Source organism: Comamonas sp. 17RB, assembly GCF_030056555.1.
Lineage (GTDB): Bacteria > Pseudomonadota > Gammaproteobacteria > Burkholderiales > Burkholderiaceae_C > Comamonas > Comamonas terrigena.
The window spans coordinates 159,109-174,993 of record NZ_JASHHY010000010.1 but is presented as its reverse complement, the minus strand read 5'-3'; the positions used below and the strand labels follow the sequence as shown (position 1 = coordinate 174,993).

Annotated in this window: 11 protein-coding genes and 2 pseudogenes; 6 read left to right on the top strand and 7 right to left on the bottom strand. The window is 66.2% G+C overall.

Annotation, left to right across the window (positions count from 1 at the left end):
* Positions 1-8: 8 nt before the first annotated feature.
* Together QM470_RS18380 and QM470_RS18375 are read right to left on the bottom strand one after the other, a co-directional pair.
* Positions 9-869: a branched-chain amino acid ABC transporter permease gene (locus QM470_RS18380; RefSeq protein WP_272970264.1), complete on the bottom strand. Its 861-nt coding sequence runs from the start codon at positions 867-869 to the stop codon at positions 9-11.
* Positions 870-957: 88 nt separating this feature from the next.
* The gene (locus tag QM470_RS18375; protein WP_280012511.1) at positions 958-2,163 is read right to left on the bottom strand and encodes an ABC transporter substrate-binding protein; all 1,206 of its coding nucleotides are present in this window, start codon (positions 2,161-2,163) and stop codon (positions 958-960) included.
* A 244-nt stretch (positions 2,164-2,407) separates the two neighbouring features.
* On the opposite strand from QM470_RS18375, the gene QM470_RS18370 reads away from it, so the two are divergent.
* Entirely contained in the window at positions 2,408-3,442 is a 1,035-nt protein-coding gene (locus QM470_RS18370) for a FadR/GntR family transcriptional regulator (RefSeq protein ID WP_283340252.1), read from the top strand.
* A 231-nt stretch (positions 3,443-3,673) separates the two neighbouring features.
* On the opposite strand, the gene QM470_RS18365 is transcribed toward QM470_RS18370, so the two are convergent.
* The 3 genes from QM470_RS18365 to QM470_RS18355 all read right to left on the bottom strand — a co-directional run bounded on the left by QM470_RS18365 (position 3,674) and on the right by QM470_RS18355 (position 7,480).
* Entirely contained in the window at positions 3,674-5,191 is a 1,518-nt protein-coding gene (locus QM470_RS18365) for a CoA-acylating methylmalonate-semialdehyde dehydrogenase (RefSeq protein ID WP_283340251.1), read from the bottom strand.
* Between the two features lie 136 nt (positions 5,192-5,327).
* Positions 5,328-6,686 carry an omega-aminotransferase AptA gene (gene aptA / locus QM470_RS18360; protein WP_283340250.1) on the bottom strand — a complete coding sequence of 453 codons (1,359 nt, stop codon included), beginning with the start codon at positions 6,684-6,686 and terminating at the stop codon, positions 5,328-5,330.
* A 158-nt stretch (positions 6,687-6,844) separates the two neighbouring features.
* A complete protein-coding gene (locus QM470_RS18355) occupies positions 6,845-7,480 on the bottom strand; it encodes a LysE family translocator (protein WP_283340249.1) in 636 nt (211 codons plus the stop codon).
* 251 nt (positions 7,481-7,731) lie between these two features.
* Between QM470_RS18355 and QM470_RS18350 the strand changes: the two genes are divergently transcribed.
* On the top strand, positions 7,732-8,667 hold the full coding sequence (locus QM470_RS18350; RefSeq protein ID WP_066538223.1) for a LysR family transcriptional regulator: 936 nt from the start codon (positions 7,732-7,734) through the stop codon (positions 8,665-8,667).
* A gap of 643 nt (positions 8,668-9,310) precedes the next feature.
* On the top strand, positions 9,311-9,607 hold the full coding sequence (locus tag QM470_RS18345; protein WP_283340248.1) for a flagellar basal body protein: 297 nt from the start codon (positions 9,311-9,313) through the stop codon (positions 9,605-9,607).
* A gap of 192 nt (positions 9,608-9,799) precedes the next feature.
* Here QM470_RS18345 and QM470_RS18340 read toward each other — a convergent pair.
* Positions 9,800-9,937 (bottom strand): annotated as a pseudogene (locus QM470_RS18340) (DUF2061 domain-containing protein); the annotation flags it as partial.
* A gap of 84 nt (positions 9,938-10,021) precedes the next feature.
* Positions 10,022-10,222, bottom strand: a pseudogene (locus tag QM470_RS18335) (DUF2061 domain-containing protein); the annotation flags it as partial.
* A gap of 304 nt (positions 10,223-10,526) precedes the next feature.
* Here QM470_RS18335 and QM470_RS18330 point away from each other — a divergent pair.
* From QM470_RS18330 to QM470_RS18320, 3 genes are all read left to right on the top strand, one after another.
* Entirely contained in the window at positions 10,527-14,219 is a 3,693-nt protein-coding gene (locus tag QM470_RS18330) for a PAS domain S-box protein (RefSeq protein WP_283340247.1), read from the top strand.
* Positions 14,204-15,226: a response regulator gene (locus QM470_RS18325; RefSeq protein WP_280058550.1), complete on the top strand. Its 1,023-nt coding sequence runs from the start codon at positions 14,204-14,206 to the stop codon at positions 15,224-15,226. The genes QM470_RS18330 and QM470_RS18325 overlap by 16 nt, the downstream gene beginning before the upstream one ends.
* Positions 15,227-15,314: 88 nt before the next feature.
* The gene (locus QM470_RS18320) at positions 15,315-15,857 is read left to right on the top strand and encodes a GNAT family N-acetyltransferase (RefSeq protein WP_283340246.1); all 543 of its coding nucleotides are present in this window, start codon (positions 15,315-15,317) and stop codon (positions 15,855-15,857) included.
* Positions 15,858-15,885 lie beyond the last annotated feature (28 nt).

Here is a 15,885-nt window from a genome sequence, read left to right as displayed (position 1 = left end):
GCTCACCTTCAGGTCTTGCGGCCCAGCAGGCCGTGGGGGCGCAGCAGCAGCACGGCCGCCATGGCGATATAGATCATCAAGCGGGCCCCTTCGGGCCAGAGGGTGCTCATCAGGCTTTGCACGATGCCGATGAGCAGGCCGCCCACCAGGGCCCCGCCAAAGCTTCCCAGGCCGCCCACCACCACAATCACAAAGGCCACGCCCAGGGCTTCGATGCCCATGAACGGCTCGGCGCCGCGGATCGGTGCCGCCAGCACCCCGGCCAGCGCGGCAGTGCCTGCGCCCAGCGCGAACACCAGGCTGAAGATGCCGAACACGTTGTAGCCCAGCAGGGACACCATTTCGGTCGATTCGCTGCCTGCCCGCACCGCACTGCCCAGGCGCGTGCCTTCCAGCACCCACCACAGCAGCACGGCCAGCACGGCGGTGAAACCGATCACAAACAGGCGGTACTTGGGGTAGACAAAGCTGCCCCACATGACCACGCCTTGCAGCAGATCGGGGGTGGCCACGGTGTCGCCCAGCGGGCCCCATTGCACGATGACCAGCTCCTGCACCACCAGCGCCAGGCCGACGGTGATGAGGATGTGGAACTCATGCGGCTGCGCATACACATGGCGCAGCAGCAGTTTTTCCGTCAGCCAGCCCAGGGCGGCCACGGCCAGCGGTGCCACCAGCAAGGTGAGCCAGAAACTCATTCCCCAGCGGGTGAGCTGGTAGCAGAAATAGGCGCCCAGCAGGTAGAAGGCGCCGTGCGCAAAGTTCACGAAACGCAGCAGCCCGAACACGATGGACAGGCCCACGGCCAACAGGAAATACAGCATGCCGATGCCGATCCCGTTGATGGTTTGCAGGAGGTAGATGCTCATGGGGAGAGGGACGTCTGGGAAGCCGCGCTGCAGAGCGCGCACACCCATGCGCCGCCGCCGTGCGGTGGCGCATGGCGCGGGGCTGGTGTCAGGTCAGCTTGCAGCCGGTCTGGTCCACGGGCAGGAAGGACTTTCCGGAGCTGACGACGTCCACATAGTCGTCCTTGTTGGCCATCTTGGCCTTGGCCTTGCCTTTGAGTAGGTAGTAGTTCTTGAGCACCTGGTGGTCGGCCTTGCGGACCTCTTCCTCGCCCGTCAGGCCCTGGTACTTCATGCCTTCCAGGGCGGCGATCACCGCCTTCTGGTCGGTCTTGCCGGCCTTGAGGATGGCGTCGATCAGCAGCTTGGTGCAGATGTAGGAGCCCGCCAGGCTGTAGTTGGGGTTGTGCTTGAACTTGTCCTGGGTGCGCTTGACCAGTTCCTTGTTCAGCGGCGTGTCGGCGGTGTGCCAGTACTGGGCCCCGAAGTACACGCCGTCGCACAGGTCGGCGCCCAGCGATTCGAACTGCTCCAGGCCCGAGGCCCAGGCAATCAGGATGGTCATGTTCTTGTGCATGCCGAAGCTGATCGCCTGGCGCAGCGTGTCGGACGACTGGGCGCCGAAGTTCAGAATCAGCAGCACATCGGGCTTGGCCGCGGCGGCATTGGTCAGGTAGCCGCTGAACTCCTTTTCGGTCAGCGAGTGGTAGCTGTTGCCCACATGCTCCACGCCTTTTTCCTTGAAGATGTTCTTGGCGGCGCCCAGCAGACCATCCCCAAACACATACTGCGGCGTGATGGTGTACCAGCGCTTGGCCTTGGGCATGGATTCGATCAGCGGACGCACCGTCTGCTCGACGGCCCCAAAGGTGGGCACCGACCAGCGGAAGGTGGCGCTGTTGCAGTCCTTGCCGGTCAGCTCGTCGGCGCCGGCGGTGGTGATGAACACGCCACCGGCTTTTTCAACCTCCTTGCCCATGGCCAGTGATTCGGACGACAGAATGCCGCCCGCAAAGAAGCGGGCGCCCTTCTGCTGCGAGCTTTCCTGCACCTTGCGCACGGCGGTGGCGGGCTTGCCTTCGGTGTCCAGCAAGGTGTAGGCCAAGGGCATGTTGAGCGCCTTGCCGTATTGCTCGATGGCCAGCTTCATGCCCAGGTCGGCAAACTTCCCGTTGGCTGCAAAGGCGCCGGACATGGGCACCGGGCAGCCGAACTGGATGGCGCTCTGGGCCTGTGCCCACACGCTGGACCCCAGTCCCAGCGACGCGGGCGCGGCGCCCAGGGCAGAAAGTTGCAGAAAGTGGCGACGTTGCATGGAGAAGCTCCGGTTCGTGGGTCGGTGGCACTACTGCCCTGTTGGGCGCGGTTCGGAGCTGCGGCGTGTGCACGCCATCAAGTTTCTGTAAGCTCCTTAATTCATATTTATAGTGATAAATAAGACGAAACTTACGCGAGCAAACCCTAGGCCGCAACCGGCATGTCGGCGATGCACCATACGGTGTGAGATGCCCGCCGAACCTGTTGTTGTGGCCCGTGGGGCTGCGGAGGGAAAGACCGAAATGAGCACTTCCAGACCGGCCGGCTTGTCCATCAAGCCGCTGAAACGTTCCGACCTGATCGCGCAGGAGATCAAGCGCCTGATCACCGAGAAAAACCTGAGTCCAGGCGATCGCCTGCCGCGTGAAAGCGAGCTGCAGGCGCAGTTCCAGGTCAGCAAGGGCACCATCCGCGAGGCGCTCAAATCGCTGGAGGTGCAAGGGCTGCTGTCGATCTCGACCGGACCCTCCGGAGGGGGGACCATCGTGGAAGTGCCGCTGGATCGCACGCTGCAGTTCATGCAGAACTACCTCTTTTTCCAGGAGGTGACGATCGACAACATCTATGGGGTGCGCCAGATGCTGGAGCCCGAGCTGGCGGCCGGTGCCGTGCCCCATCTGACCGAGGCCGATTTCCACGCGCTGGAGCACAGCATTTCCTGTTGCGACCCGAACCAGAGCGGTGTGGAGCTGCTGGAGCAGCGCCGCGAGGACGTGAACTTTCACGACATCCTGGCCGCCGCCAACCCCAACCCCTTCCTGCGCTTCACCTGCGAACTCATCAACGAGATGATTCGCCAGCTCATCGTGTTCGGCAACCGCACCGCGCAGGCGGAGCACCGGCGTTTTGGTGCCGAGAACGCGGCCTTCCATCGCGACATCCTGGATGCCGCCCGGGCGCGCGACAGCGAGCAGGTCCGCCGCCTGATGCAGGAACATATGCACTCGGCCACCCGCAGCGTCCAGCGCATGAAAGGGCGGCTGCAAGGGCGGCTGATTCTGGATGCCGACACGCTGCGCCGCGCCAGTGCGGCACCGACCCCCTCGGCCCGCTCTGCGGCGCGCAAGTCCACCGGCGCTGCAGCCAGCATGCCCACCAAGACACCCGCCAAGGCGCGCGTGCAGGCGCCGGTGCGCACTGCCCCGGAACCGGCACACATTGCGGCTTCGCCGAAGGCCAAGGCCGTGGCGACCGCACGGTCCCGCAGCACCGCCGCAGTGAAGCCGGTAGCGGCAAAGACCGTTGCCGGGGCCAAGCCTGGGGCGCAGAAAAAGTAAGCCGGCGGTGGGGAGGCCGCCAAGATGGCGTCCTGCTTTCAGGCGGGAGTCTGTGTCCGGTGGATGCAGCCCGCCAGAGCCGGGCCGCGCAGCATTGCCGGGCTGCACTGACGGCTCCGGGCATGGAGGAGTGCACCTTGGGGCAGGGGCGGTGCCGCCGGGCGGCCGTGGCCGGGCGCATAAAAAAGCCCCGCCGAAGCGGGGCATGTGGAGACAGACGCAAAAGTCTTTTCAGCGGCTGCTGGGGAAGCTGAACACCGCCCCTTCGCGCACGCCGGCGCTGGGCCAGCGCTGGGTGATGGTCTTGCGCTTGGTGTAGAAGCGCACGGCATCGGGACCGTAGGCGTGCAGGTCGCCGAACAGCGAGCGCTTCCAGCCGCCGAACGAGTGGTAGGCCACGGGCACGGGCAGGGGCACGTTCACGCCCACCATGCCGACCTGGATGTGGTCGGTAAAGTAGCGGGCTGCTTCGCCGTCGCGGGTGAAGATGCAGGTGCCGTTGCCGTATTCGTGGTCGTCGATCAGCTGCATGGCTTGCTGCAGCGTCTGCACGCGCACCACGCCCAGCACCGGGCCGAAGATTTCTTCCTGGTAGATCTTCATGCCGGGCTGCACATGGTCGAACAGACAGGCGCCGAGGAAGTAGCCTTCCTCGTGGCCGGCCACCTTCACGCTGCGGCCGTCGACCACCAGCGTGGCCCCTTCGGCCACACCGCTGTCGACATAGGCTTTCACCTTCTCGAAATGGGGCTTGGTCACCAGCGGGCCCATGTCGTTGCTGTTGTCGGTGCCGGGGCCGACCTTCATCTTGGCGATTTCGGTCTTCAGGCCGGCGATCACCGCGTCGCCCACGGCGTCACCCACGGCCACCAGCAGCGGGATGGCCATGCAGCGCTCGCCGCAGCTGCCGTAGGCCGCACCCATCAGTGCGCTGACGGCGTTGTCCACGTCGGCGTCGGGCATCAGGATGGCGTGGTTCTTGGCACCGCCCAGGGCCTGCACGCGCTTGCCGTGCTTGCAGCCTTCGGCGTAGATGTATTCCGCAATGGGGGTGGAGCCCACAAAGCTCACGGCCTTGACGCGCGGGTCCTGCAGCAGCGTGTCCACGGCGGTCTTGTCGCCATTGACCACGTTCAGCACGCCCGGCGGCAGGCCGGCTTCCAGCGCCAGCTGGGCGATGAACAAGGTGCTGCTGGGATCGCGCTCGGAGGGCTTGAGCACAAAGGTGTTGCCGCAGGCCACGGCCATGGGCCACATCCACAGCGGCACCATGGCGGGGAAGTTGAAGGGGGTGATGCCGGCCGTAACGCCCAGGGCCTGGAATTCGCTCCAGCTGTCGATGCCGGGGCCCACGTTGCGGCTGTGTTCGCCCTTGAGCAGCTCGGGGGCGTAGCTGGCGTATTCCACGTTCTCGATGCCGCGTTGCAGCTCGCCATGCGCGTCGGCCAGCACCTTGCCGTGTTCGGCGGTGATCAGCGCGGCAATCTGGTCGGCATGCTGCTCCAGCAGCACCTTGAGCTTGGCCATCACGCGGGCGCGCTTGAGCGGCGGGGTGTTGCGCCAGGCCGGGAAGGCTTTTTCGGCCGAGGCAATGGCTGCTTCCACCGTGGTCTTGCTGGCCAGCGCCACGTTCAGCGTGCTCTGGCCGGTGGCGGGGTTGAACACCGGTTGGGTGCGTTCGGTGTCGGGGACGATCTGGCCGTCGATCAGGTGGCCGACGGTGGCGGTGATGGCGGAGTCCTTGTGCATGGGCTTGGTGCTCAATGGGCTGCAGCGCAATCTGGGTGCGCTGCAGCAGCTATGGTTTCAGGAATGTGCGGCAGTATCTGCATGCACGTCAACGGAGGCCAGCGCCTGCGGGACACGGGCACTGGCACGGGCGGACTTACGCCGTGGCCTGCAGGGTGTCGCCCAGCGCGCTGACCAGGCTGTCGATCTCGGCCTCGGTGCTGATGAAGGGCGGTGCCAGCTGGATGGTGTCCGCGCCATAGCGCACGTAGAAGCCTTTTTCCCACATGGCCATCGCGATCTCGTAGGGGCGCTTGGCAGGCTCGCCCGGCAGCGGGGCGATGGTGAAGCCGGCCGCCAGACCGAAGTTGCGGATATCGGCCACATGCTTGGTGCCCTTCAGGCTGTGCACGGCCGCTTCGAACGTGGGGGCCAGTGCCTTGACGCGGGCGGGCAGGTCTTCCTTCTGCAGGATGTCCAGCGCGGCCAGGCCGGCGGCGCAGGCCACGGGGTGGGCCGAGTAGGTGTAGCCGTGGGCAAACTCCAGCATGTACTCGGGGCCGCCGGCGGCCATGAAGGTGTCGTAGATGTCCTTGCTGGCCACACAGCCGCCCAGGGGCTGGGCACCGTTGGTGACCTGCTTGGCGAAGTTCAGGATGTCGGGGGTGACGCCGAACACTTCCGAACCCGTCCAGCCGCCGCAGCGGCCGAAGCCGGTGATGACTTCGTCGAAGATCAGCAGGATGTGGTTCTGCGTGCAGATTTCCCGCAGGCGCTGCAGATAGCCCGCGGGCGGAATCACCACGCCGGCCGAGCCGGAGAAGGGCTCGACGATCACGGCGGCAATGGTGCTGGCGTCGTGCAGGGCGATCACGTCCAGCAGGCGGTCGGCCAGAGCGCGGCCGTCGATGTCGGGCATGCCCTTGTAGAACGAGCCGGTGGCAGGCTGGGTGTGGGGCAGGTGGTCGGCTTCGATGCCCTGGCCGAACATCTTGCGGTTGCCCGACAGGCCGCCCACCGAGATGCCGCCGTAGTTCACGCCGTGGTAGCCCTTTTCGCGCCCGATCAGGCGGGTCTTGCCGGCCTGGCCCTTGGTGCGCCAGTAGGCGCGCGCCATCTTCAGCGAGGTGTCCGCGGCTTCCGAGCCCGAGCCGGTGAAGAACACATAGTCCAGGCCGTCGGGTGTCAGTTCCTTGATCTTGTTGGCCAGCGCGAAGGCAGCGGGGTGTCCGAACTGGAAGGCGGGCGCGTAGTCCAGATTCAGCGCAGCCTTGCCCACGGCTTCGGCGATTTCCTTGCGGCCATGGCCCAGGCCCGAGCACCACAGGCCCGACAGGCCGTCAAAGATCTTGCGGCCGGCGCTGTCGTGCAGGTAGGCGCCCTGTGCACCCACGACCATGCGCGGATTGGCCTTGAAGTTGCGGTTGCCGGTGAACGGCATCCAGTGTGCGTCCAGCCAGGCGGCATCCATGCGGGTGGCGGTGGCTGCGGGTTGGGTGATGTCGGCAAAGTCCATGGGAGGCTCCAGGCAGGGGGATCGGTATGCAATCCATTGTTGGAGCGGTCCACGTTTTCTTGAATAGCCGTAAACCCATGTTTACTTGTGAAATAGCGCAAGTAATGGTCCTGCGCATTCCGCAGGCAGCGGGGTGGCCCGGGGTCTGTCCGCCGCGCTTAGCGGCGCTGTTCCATGGCCAGGCGCACCGCCAGCCCGGCCAGCACCGTGCCCATGACCCATTTCTGGGCGCGCAGCCAGTGCGGGTTGTCCTTGAACCAGATCGCCATGCGTGCGGCAAACAGCGTGATGAGCAGGTTGACGCTGAAGCTGGTGGTGATCTGGACCATGCCCAGCGTCACGCTCTGCCAGAACACCGAGCCATGCTCGGCGCTGACAAACTGCGGAAAGATGGACAGATAGAAGATCGCCACCTTGGGGTTGAGGATGCTGGTGAACAGCCCCATGGCAAACAGCCTGTGCGGCGACTCGGGCGGCAGCGTGGTGGTCTGCTCGAAGGGCGAAGCGCCGCCTGGGCGCAGCGCCTGCCAGGCCATCCACAGCAGGTAGGCGGCGCCGGCCCACTTCAGTGCCTCGAACGCCATGGGCACGGCCATGAACAGGGCCGTGACCCCCAGGCTGGCGGCCAGCATGTGCACAAAAAAGCCCAGTACCACGCCGGCCAGCGAGGTCACGCCGGCCGTGCGTCCCTGGCAGATGGAGCGCGAGATCAGGTACAGCATGTTCGGGCCGGGCGTGAGCACCAGCAGCAGGGAGGCGCCGGCAAACACCAGCAGATCGTGGACAGGAATCATGGCAGGCAGCAGGAGGACAGGGCGCACGGCGTGCGCTGGAGCCGATTACACCAGCGCTGCCGCGGCCCTGCTGTAACGGATGCGCAAGGCCTGCCACAGGGGGAGAGCACATGGCCTGGTGTCAGGGGGATGTCGCCGTCTAGGCCGTTGGTGCAAAACTTGCTCTAATGCTTGCCATGACGTCACGGCCTGCTCGCATTTCTGCACCCGTTTCCGCGGCCACCCCCACGGGCGCACCCGTGCCCGCGCCCATGGCCCGGGCCCGCGCGGTGCTGGGCCAGCTCAGCGACATGGACCTGCGCCTGTTGCGCATTTTCAAGAGCGTGGTGGAGTGCGGCGGCATGTCGGCCGCCGAGCTGGAGCTGAACATCAGCGCCTCCACACTCAGCCGCCACATGAAAGACCTGGAAGAACGGCTGGGCCTGGTGCTGTGCCGGCGCGGGCGCGCTGGTTTTGCCACCACCGCCGAAGGGCTGAAGGTGTATGAGGCCACGCTGCAGCTGCTGGGCGGCGTGGACCTGTTCCGCAGCCAGATTGACGACATCCACGACCGCATGGGCGGCAACCTGGAGGTGGCGGTGTTCGACAAGACTGTCACCAACCCGGCGGCCCATCTGGACGCCGCCATCCGCGCCTTCCACCGCCAGGCGCCCGAGGTGAATCTGCAGCTGCATGTCAGCAGCATCAATACCATCGAACGCGGGCTGATGGACGGGCGCTTTCAGGTGGGCATCATTCCGGCGCACCGGGCCTCGGCCAGCCTGGTCTACCGCGACCTGTTTGCCGAACACATGCAGCTGTACTGCGCCGCCGGCCACCCGCTGTATGGCGCCCACCATGGCGATCTGGACTGGGAAGGGCTGCGCCACTACCCGTTTGCGGGCCTGGGCGAGCATTCCCCGAACATGGAGCTGAGCCACCGTGCGCACCTGCCGCGCAAGGCCACAGGCTTTGACCAGGAGGCGATTGCCACGCTGATCCTGTCGGGCTGCTACCTGGGCTTTCTGCCCGACCATTACGCCCAGGCGCTGGAAGCGGCCGGCCGCCTGCAGGCGGTGGCGCCGGCGCGCTTTCACTACGACTGCCAGTTTGTGGCGATGTGGCGGCTTTCGCCCCAGCCCAGCCGTGCGGCCCAGGCCTTCATTGACTGTCTGGTTGCGGCCCATGGGGGAGAGGGTGCGGCGTAGCGCGGCCGCACCCGGTCTGCGCGGCAGCGGAAGGCTTGTCCACAGAAGGTCACAGTTTCTACAGGGCTGCACACTGGCTTGTTCCCAGCTTTATCCACAGGCTGCAGGGGGTGGTGCCATGCCTTCACGCAGGGGTGCCGGAGATCACCGCGGTGACGATGCCGCGTCCAGCAGGCGGTCGCTGCGGCCACCTGCGAAGCAAAAAAAAAGCCGCCCCAGGGGGCGGCCATAAAGTAGCCCTGAAAGAGCCACAAGGAAACAAAACTGCCAGCCAACGGTAAAACCGTGCGGACGCCGCCAGTGTGGCGTCCCGCCATGACAGCGGTGTGACGAACGGTAGACCCTGTGCAGCGGAAAAAATTCCCTGCGGAGGCGGTTTTTTCGCGCAAGCGCCTCAATTGGCAGAAATGGCCCAAATGGCAGAAATAGCCACCAACCAACGGGAAAAGCCCATGGCGCAGGGGCCATCCACCGCGCGGCCACAGCTTGTACACACCATCAGGTAGGTTTCATGGGGTTTGTCCACAGCTTGTCCCGAATATGCTCCGCCGCAGGCCGGTGCCGCCGGGCTGGCCGAAACGGCGGCGCCGTGGCATGCTTTCGCCATCTTGATCTTGGTTCATCACTTCGGTAGGAGAGCGGCATGAGCGCCATTGCATCCATTGCCCAGTCCGGCTTGCAGGCAGCACAGCAGCGCTTGAACGCCTCGGCCCACAACGTGGCCAACCAGCAGACGGAAGGTTTCCGCCGCCAGCAGGTGGCGCAGCAGGCCGTGCCCGAAGGTGGTGTGGCGGCGCAGACTGCGCGCGGCCAGCAAGGCGTGGCGCTGGAGCAGGAAGCCGTCGAACAGATCAGCGCCAGTTACGCCTATCTGGCCAATCTGCAGGTGCTGCGCACCAATGACCGTATGCAAGGCTCCCTGCTGGACGAACGCGCCTGAGCGGCGCTCCCGACACGGCATCCCTCCCCCGCAGCCCGCCCGGTGTCCCCGCCCGGCGGGCTTTTGCATGCCTGCCAGCAGGCCGCCTGCGTCACAGAGCGCAGGCCCAGTGCGCCAGGCGCTGTGTCAGCCAATGGCGAAACTGGGTGCGGATGGCATGGGACATGGCAGCTCCGATCATGGACAGCGGTTTCAGGCGGCGGACACGGTTTGCTGCGGGCGCTGGGCGCGGCGTTCCCACAGCTTTTCGTGCAGGTAGAAGAACACCATCTGTACGGTGGGCTCCAGCAGGCTCAGCGTCAGGGCCTGGATCCAGCTGCCGGTGACGGTGTAGGCCACCATCGACGCCACGCCGATGTGCAGCAGGTAGTAGCTGCCGGTCTTGACCAGGGTGCGGGCGCGGAACGCCGTGGTCCGTTCCCAGGCCTTGTCATGAAAAAAGAAGGCCACCGCCTGTACCGTGGGCTCCAGCAGGCTCAGCGCCAGCGCGGTGTGCAGGCTGCCGGTGACGGCATAGGCGACCGCAGCGGCCACTACGATGTGCACCAGATAGTAGCTGGCGGTCTTGCGCAAGCTGGTCTGGTGGTGGTCGATCAAACGGTGGATACAGGTCATGGCGGTGTCGGCAAAGAAGGGGAAAAGGCACAGGGTCCGCATCACCAGCGAACCATGTGGTCATGGTAGGCCGCCGCCAAATATAAAGCCAATCAAAATGCTATAAATGATTGATTGAGACTATCAATTGCCAGCAAGGCATGGCCTTGGTCCGGAGAGGTTGTACGGAAATTTGTGAAACTTTGTGCAACAACCGGCCCGAGCATGTCAGCATGCGCCTGCTTGCAGTGCAATGGCCTCTGGCCATCTTTGCCGGCCATTGCCACCGTTTTCTGGACGAACCACAGCCTCTGCTGCCTTCATCGTGATCTTGGACCTGTTTTTCATGCACGGCGAGGGCTTTGCCCCTCCGCTGTGGACCTGGATGGACCCGCAGCTGGTGGCGGTTTCGGTGGCGATTGCGGTGCTGTCGTCCATGATGGCGCTGCAGATGGCCGTCATGGCGCGCCGCAGCCAGCACCGCTGGGCGCGCAACACCGCGCTGAGCACCGGCGCCCTGGCCATGGGGGGCGGCATCTGGAGCATGCATTTCGTCGGCATGCTGGCCTATCTGCCCTGTGCCCAGAATGACTTCGATCCCTGGATCACGCTGCTGTCCACCGTGCCGGCGCTGCTGGCCTCGTGGCTGGCGCTGCGCGTGATGATGCGCGAAGCGATCTCCGTGCGCCGGCTGTGGCTGTCCGCCGTGCTGATGGGCGTGGCCATCGGCAGCATGCATTTCATCGGCATGGCCGCCTCCAGCCTGCGCGACATCATGCGCTACACGCCTTCGGGTGTGTTCCTGGCGGTGGCGGTGAGCGTGCTGCTGGCTGCTGCCGCGCTGACCGTGCGCTTTCGCCTGGCATACAGCGGCCGGCGTCTGTGGCCCACGCTGCTGGGCGGCTCCATCATGGGCTGTGCCATTGCCGGCATGCACTACACGGCCATGGGCGCCATCCGCTACACCGACCCGCTGCCGGCCGAGGCAACGACTGAACCCGACACCCACATCGGCCTGGTGGCCGGACTGAGCGGCTTTGTGCTGCTGCTCAGCCTGCTGGTCATCGCCCTGAATGTGGGCCTGCGCTACCGCCAGTTCTTCCACGACATCAAACGCAGCGAATCCCGCCTGCGCGCCGTGGTGGATACGGCGGTGGACGCCATCATCATGATCGAAGGCAACGGCCTGATCAGCTCCTTCAACGGCGCGGCAGAGCGCCTGCTGGGCTGGACCGCGCAGGAGGTGATCGGCAAGAACGTCAGCATGCTGATGCCCCAGCCCATGCAGCGCGAGCATGACAACTACCTGCGCCGCCACATCGATACCGGTCACTCCAGCATCATCGGCGTGGGCCGGGAGGTGACGGCCCTGCACAAGGACGGCTCTCTGGTCGACGTGCGCCTGGCCCTGGGGCGCGTTCCGCTGCCGGGCATGCCGCTGTTCGTGGGGTTTCTGACCGATATCCGCAGCCGCAAGCAGATGGAGGAAACCGTGCGCCGCAGCGAAAAGCAGCACCGCACGCTGATCAGCAATCTGCCGGGGGTGACCTTCCGCCGTCAGCTGGGCGAGACCGGCTCACCGCTGTTTTTGGGCGGTGCGGTGGAGTCCCTGTCCGGCTGGCCGGCCGAAGACTTCCTGGACCAACGCATCCGCTTCACCGACATCGTGCACCCTGACGATGCGGAGGCGTTCTGGCACCAGGTGAACGATGCGCTGGCGCGCAGCGAGCCCTACACGGTGGAGTACCGCATCCTGCACCGCGATGGCGGCGTGCGCTGGGTGACCGAGAGCGCGCGCGGCATCTATGGCGCCGATGGCGTGCTGCAGTATGTTGACGGCGTGCTGATGGACAACACCGCGCTCAAGACCCGCAATGCCGAGTTCGAAGGCACGATGAATGCCATCAACAGCGCGCTGGCCGTGGTGGAGTACGACCTGGCGGGCCGCATCACGGCCGTCAACGACAACTTCTGCCAGCTGTTCGGCTATAGCGCCGAGGAAGTGGTGGGCAAGTTCCACCGCCTGCTGTGCCCGCCCGAGCATGTGGCCGATGCCAGCTACATGCAGCTGTGGGGCCAGCTGCGCAGCGGCAAGCCGGATGCCGGCGAGTACCAGCATGTGGGCCAGGGCGGGCGCCAGCTGTGGGTGCAGAGCAGCTACAACCCCATCCTCGATGCCGGGGGGCAGCCGTCCAAGATCGTGCAGCTGATCACCGACCTGACGGGGCGGCGCAAGATGGAGCAGGAGCTGCTCTTGGCCAAGGAGCATGCCGAAGCCGCGGCCGCGGCGCGCAGCACCTTCCTGGCCAATATGAGCCATGAGATCCGCACGCCCATGAATGCCATCATCGGCTTCACCGAGGCGCTGCTGGACACGCCGCTGCAGCCCCAGCAGTCACGCTATCTGAGCACGGTGCATTACTCGGCGCGCTCCATGCTGCGCCTGCTCAACGACATTCTGGACACCGCCAAGCTGGACAAGGGCGCCGTGCTGCTGGAGCAGGCGTCGTTCAGCCCGCGCGAACTGTGCGAGCAGATCCTGGCGTCGCTGCGCATCAATGCCGACAAGAAGAAGCTGTTCCTGCGGCTCGATTTCGACCGCGAGGTGCCGCCCTATCTGGTGGGCGATGCGCTGCGTGTGCAGCAGATCCTGGTGAACCTGGTGGGCAATGCCATCAAGTTCACGGAAAGCGGCGGCGTGACCGTGCTGGTGGACTATGTGGACGGTCGCTTGTGCATGGCGGTGCAGGACACCGGCATCGGCATTGCCCCGGAGCAGATCCGCCGCATCTTCGATCCCTTCGCCCAGGCGGATGCCTCGACCACCCGCCAGTACGGCGGCACCGGGCTGGGCACCACCATCTCGCGCCAGCTGGCAGAGCTGATGGGCGGCCGCATCGAAGTGGAAAGCACCATGGGCCAGGGCAGCTGCTTCCGCGTGATCCTGCCGTTGCTGCCGGGCCAGCATGTGGATGTGCAAAGTGCACGCAGCTATGGCGAACTGCCTTCGCTGCGCGTGCTGGCGGCCGATGATGTGCCGGAAAACCTGGAGCTGCTGGACATCCACCTGCGCAAGTCCCACCACCGGGTGACCTTGGCCGGTGACGGCCGCGAAGCCGTGGCCCTGTTCCAGCAGAACGCTTACGACCTGGTGCTGATGGACCTGCAGATGCCGGGCATGGACGGGCTGGAGGCCGCGCGCGCCATCCGTGCCTGGGAGGTGGCGCAGCAGCGCACACCGGTGCCCATCGTGGCGCTGTCGGCCAGCGTGCTGGAAGAAGACCGCCGCGCCGCCGCGGCGGCCGGCATGGACGGCTTTGCCGCCAAGCCGCTGGAGCTGCCCAAGCTGTATGCCGAAATGACCCGGGTGCTGAAGCTCGATGCCCAGCTGAAGGCGGCCGTCCCTGCCACCAGCAGCCAGCAGCGCGAAGCCATGGCCAACACCCATGTGATCGACTGGCCCGCCGGCCTGCAGCGCTGGGGCAGCATGGACAGCCTGCTGCGTGCCCTGCGCCGTTTTGCCAAGGACCAGCCCGGCCAGGCGCTGCGCCTGCAGTCGCTGCGCGATGCCGAAGACTGGGTCGAGCTGGCTGCCGCCGCCCACCGCATGCGCGGTGCCGCAGGCAATCTGGCGCTGAACACGCTCTACACCATGGCCGCCACGCTGGAAGGCGCGGCCCGCAGCCGCGATGTGGCCCTGGCAGACCGCCAACTGCGCGATCTGCCGCCGGCGCTGGCGCACCTGGACGGCCTGCTGGCGCAGCAGGACACCGCAGCCGCACCCGTGGCCCTGGTGCAAGCCGCTGCCGACGTACCGGCCGCGCAGCTGCAGTACTGGCTGGATGAAACCATTGCCGCGCTGCAAGGCGGCGAGCTGGCCTCGGATGCGCTGGATGCGCTGCAGCAGCATGCGTCGTCCCTGGACATCCAGCCGCTGCAGGACGCCGTGGACGCGTTTGATTTTGACCGTGCGCTGGAATGCGCCCATGCCCTGAAGAAACAATGGACACTCGCGTAGCCCCCCGGCCTGCGGCCCCGCAGGCCCCCACCGACCAGCGCAAGCGCCTGCTGGTGGTGGACGATGAACCCACCAATCTGCATGTGCTGCGCCAGGTGCTGCAGGACGAGTACCGGCTGCTGTTTGCCACCGATGGTGCCAAGGCGCTGCAGCTGGCGCAGCAAAAGCCCGATCTGATCCTGCTGGACGTGATGATGCCGGGCATGGATGGCTACACCGTCTGCGAGCAGCTCAAGGCCGATGCACGCACGGCGGCCATCCCGGTGATCTTTGTCAGTGCCCTGTCCGACAGCGCGGACGAGGAGCGTGGCTTTGCGCTGGGCGCGGTGGACTACATCGTCAAGCCGGTGCGTGCGCCCGTGGTGCGGGCGCGGGTGCGCACCCATCTGTCCCTGGTGCGGGCGGAAGAGCTGCACGCCTCGCGGCTGCAGATCGTGCAGCGCCTGGGCCGCGCGGCCGAGTACAAGGACAACGAGACCGGCAAGCACGTGATCCGCATGAGCCTGTATGCCAGGGCCCTGGCCCAGGCGCTGGGTTGCGGGCCGGACTGGGTGGACGATCTGTTCAACGCGGCGCCCATGCACGATGTGGGCAAAATCGGTATTCCCGATGCGGTGCTGCTCAAGCCCGGCCCGCTGGACGAGCGGGAATGGGCCATCATGCGCAGCCACCCGCAGGTGGGCGCCGAAATCATTGGCGAGCATGCCTTCCCCATGCTGCAGATGGCGCGCACCATTGCCCTGACCCACCACGAAAAATGGGACGGCTCCGGCTACCCACAGGGCCTGGCAGGCTTGGCGATTCCGCTGGAGGCGCGCATTGTGGCGGTGGCCGACGTGTTTGATGCGCTGACCACGGTGCGCCCCTACAAGGCGGCCTGGAGCGTGGACGATGCCCTGGCCTATCTGCAGGAGCAGTCCGGCCGCCATTTCGACCCGGCGCTGGTGGCGCAGTTCATGACGCTGCGCCCCGTGATCGAGGAAGTGCGCATCCAGTGGGGCGATTGAGCTGGGGCCGACCGCCCGCACCTGGGTGCGGTGAAGGGCTCTGTGCCACGCACCGGCACGCCGGCAGCGGTCTGCCGATAATGGCGACATGGCTTCCGCGGCTTCTTCTCCGACCGATTCCCTGCACCTGCGCGGCCTGACCGTGGCCGATGTGGCGGCGGTGCTGCGCATCCAGGCGCTGTGCTACGGCGCAGACTATGTCGAAGGTGCTGCCGTGTTCACCCGGCGCCTGCAGGCGCCGCATCAGTGTTCATGGGCGGCCGAGCTGGGGGGACAGGTGGTGGCCTATCTGGCGGCGTACTGGTCGCAGCCCGGCAAGATCACGCCGCTGCAGGGCGAATTCGATGCCCAGCCCCAGGCCAGCGTGCTCTACCTGCACGACATGGCCGTGGACCCGGCCCTGGCCGGCCAGGGCATTGCCGCCCGGCTGCTGGCCGCAGCCCAGACCCAGGCCCGGGCGCGCGGGGTGCAGCGCGCGGCCCTGGTGGCCGTGCAAGGGGCCGCCAGCTACTGGCAGCGGCGCGGTTTTGTCCCCAGCCAGCCCAGGGATACGGTGCAGAAAGCCCATTTGGGCAGCTATGGCGATGACGCCCTGTACATGGAGCTGCACTGGGCCCCACCCCAGGTCTGAAGGCGCCACGGGGCGGCGGGCGCTCACT

Bases quoted from the DNA above. Each gene is read 5' to 3' on its own strand.
- QM470_RS18355 (WP_283340249.1), bottom strand. From the start codon at position 7,480: ATGATTCCTGTCCACGATCTGCTGGTGTTTGCCGGCGCCTCCCTGCTG.
- QM470_RS18370 (WP_283340252.1), top strand. From the start codon at position 2,408: ATGAGCACTTCCAGACCGGCCGGCTTGTCCATCAAGCCGCTGAAACGT.
- QM470_RS18350 (WP_066538223.1), top strand. From the start codon at position 7,732: ATGGCCCGGGCCCGCGCGGTGCTGGGCCAGCTCAGCGACATGGACCTG.
- QM470_RS18365 (WP_283340251.1), bottom strand. From the start codon at position 5,191: ATGCACAAGGACTCCGCCATCACCGCCACCGTCGGCCACCTGATCGAC.
- QM470_RS18345 (WP_283340248.1), top strand. From the start codon at position 9,311: ATGAGCGCCATTGCATCCATTGCCCAGTCCGGCTTGCAGGCAGCACAG.
- QM470_RS18320 (WP_283340246.1), top strand. From the start codon at position 15,315: ATGGCTTCCGCGGCTTCTTCTCCGACCGATTCCCTGCACCTGCGCGGC.
- aptA (WP_283340250.1), bottom strand. From the start codon at position 6,686: ATGGACTTTGCCGACATCACCCAACCCGCAGCCACCGCCACCCGCATG.
- QM470_RS18375 (WP_280012511.1), bottom strand. From the start codon at position 2,163: ATGCAACGTCGCCACTTTCTGCAACTTTCTGCCCTGGGCGCCGCGCCC.
- QM470_RS18325 (WP_280058550.1), top strand. From the start codon at position 14,204: ATGGACACTCGCGTAGCCCCCCGGCCTGCGGCCCCGCAGGCCCCCACC.
- QM470_RS18380 (WP_272970264.1), bottom strand. From the start codon at position 869: ATGAGCATCTACCTCCTGCAAACCATCAACGGGATCGGCATCGGCATG.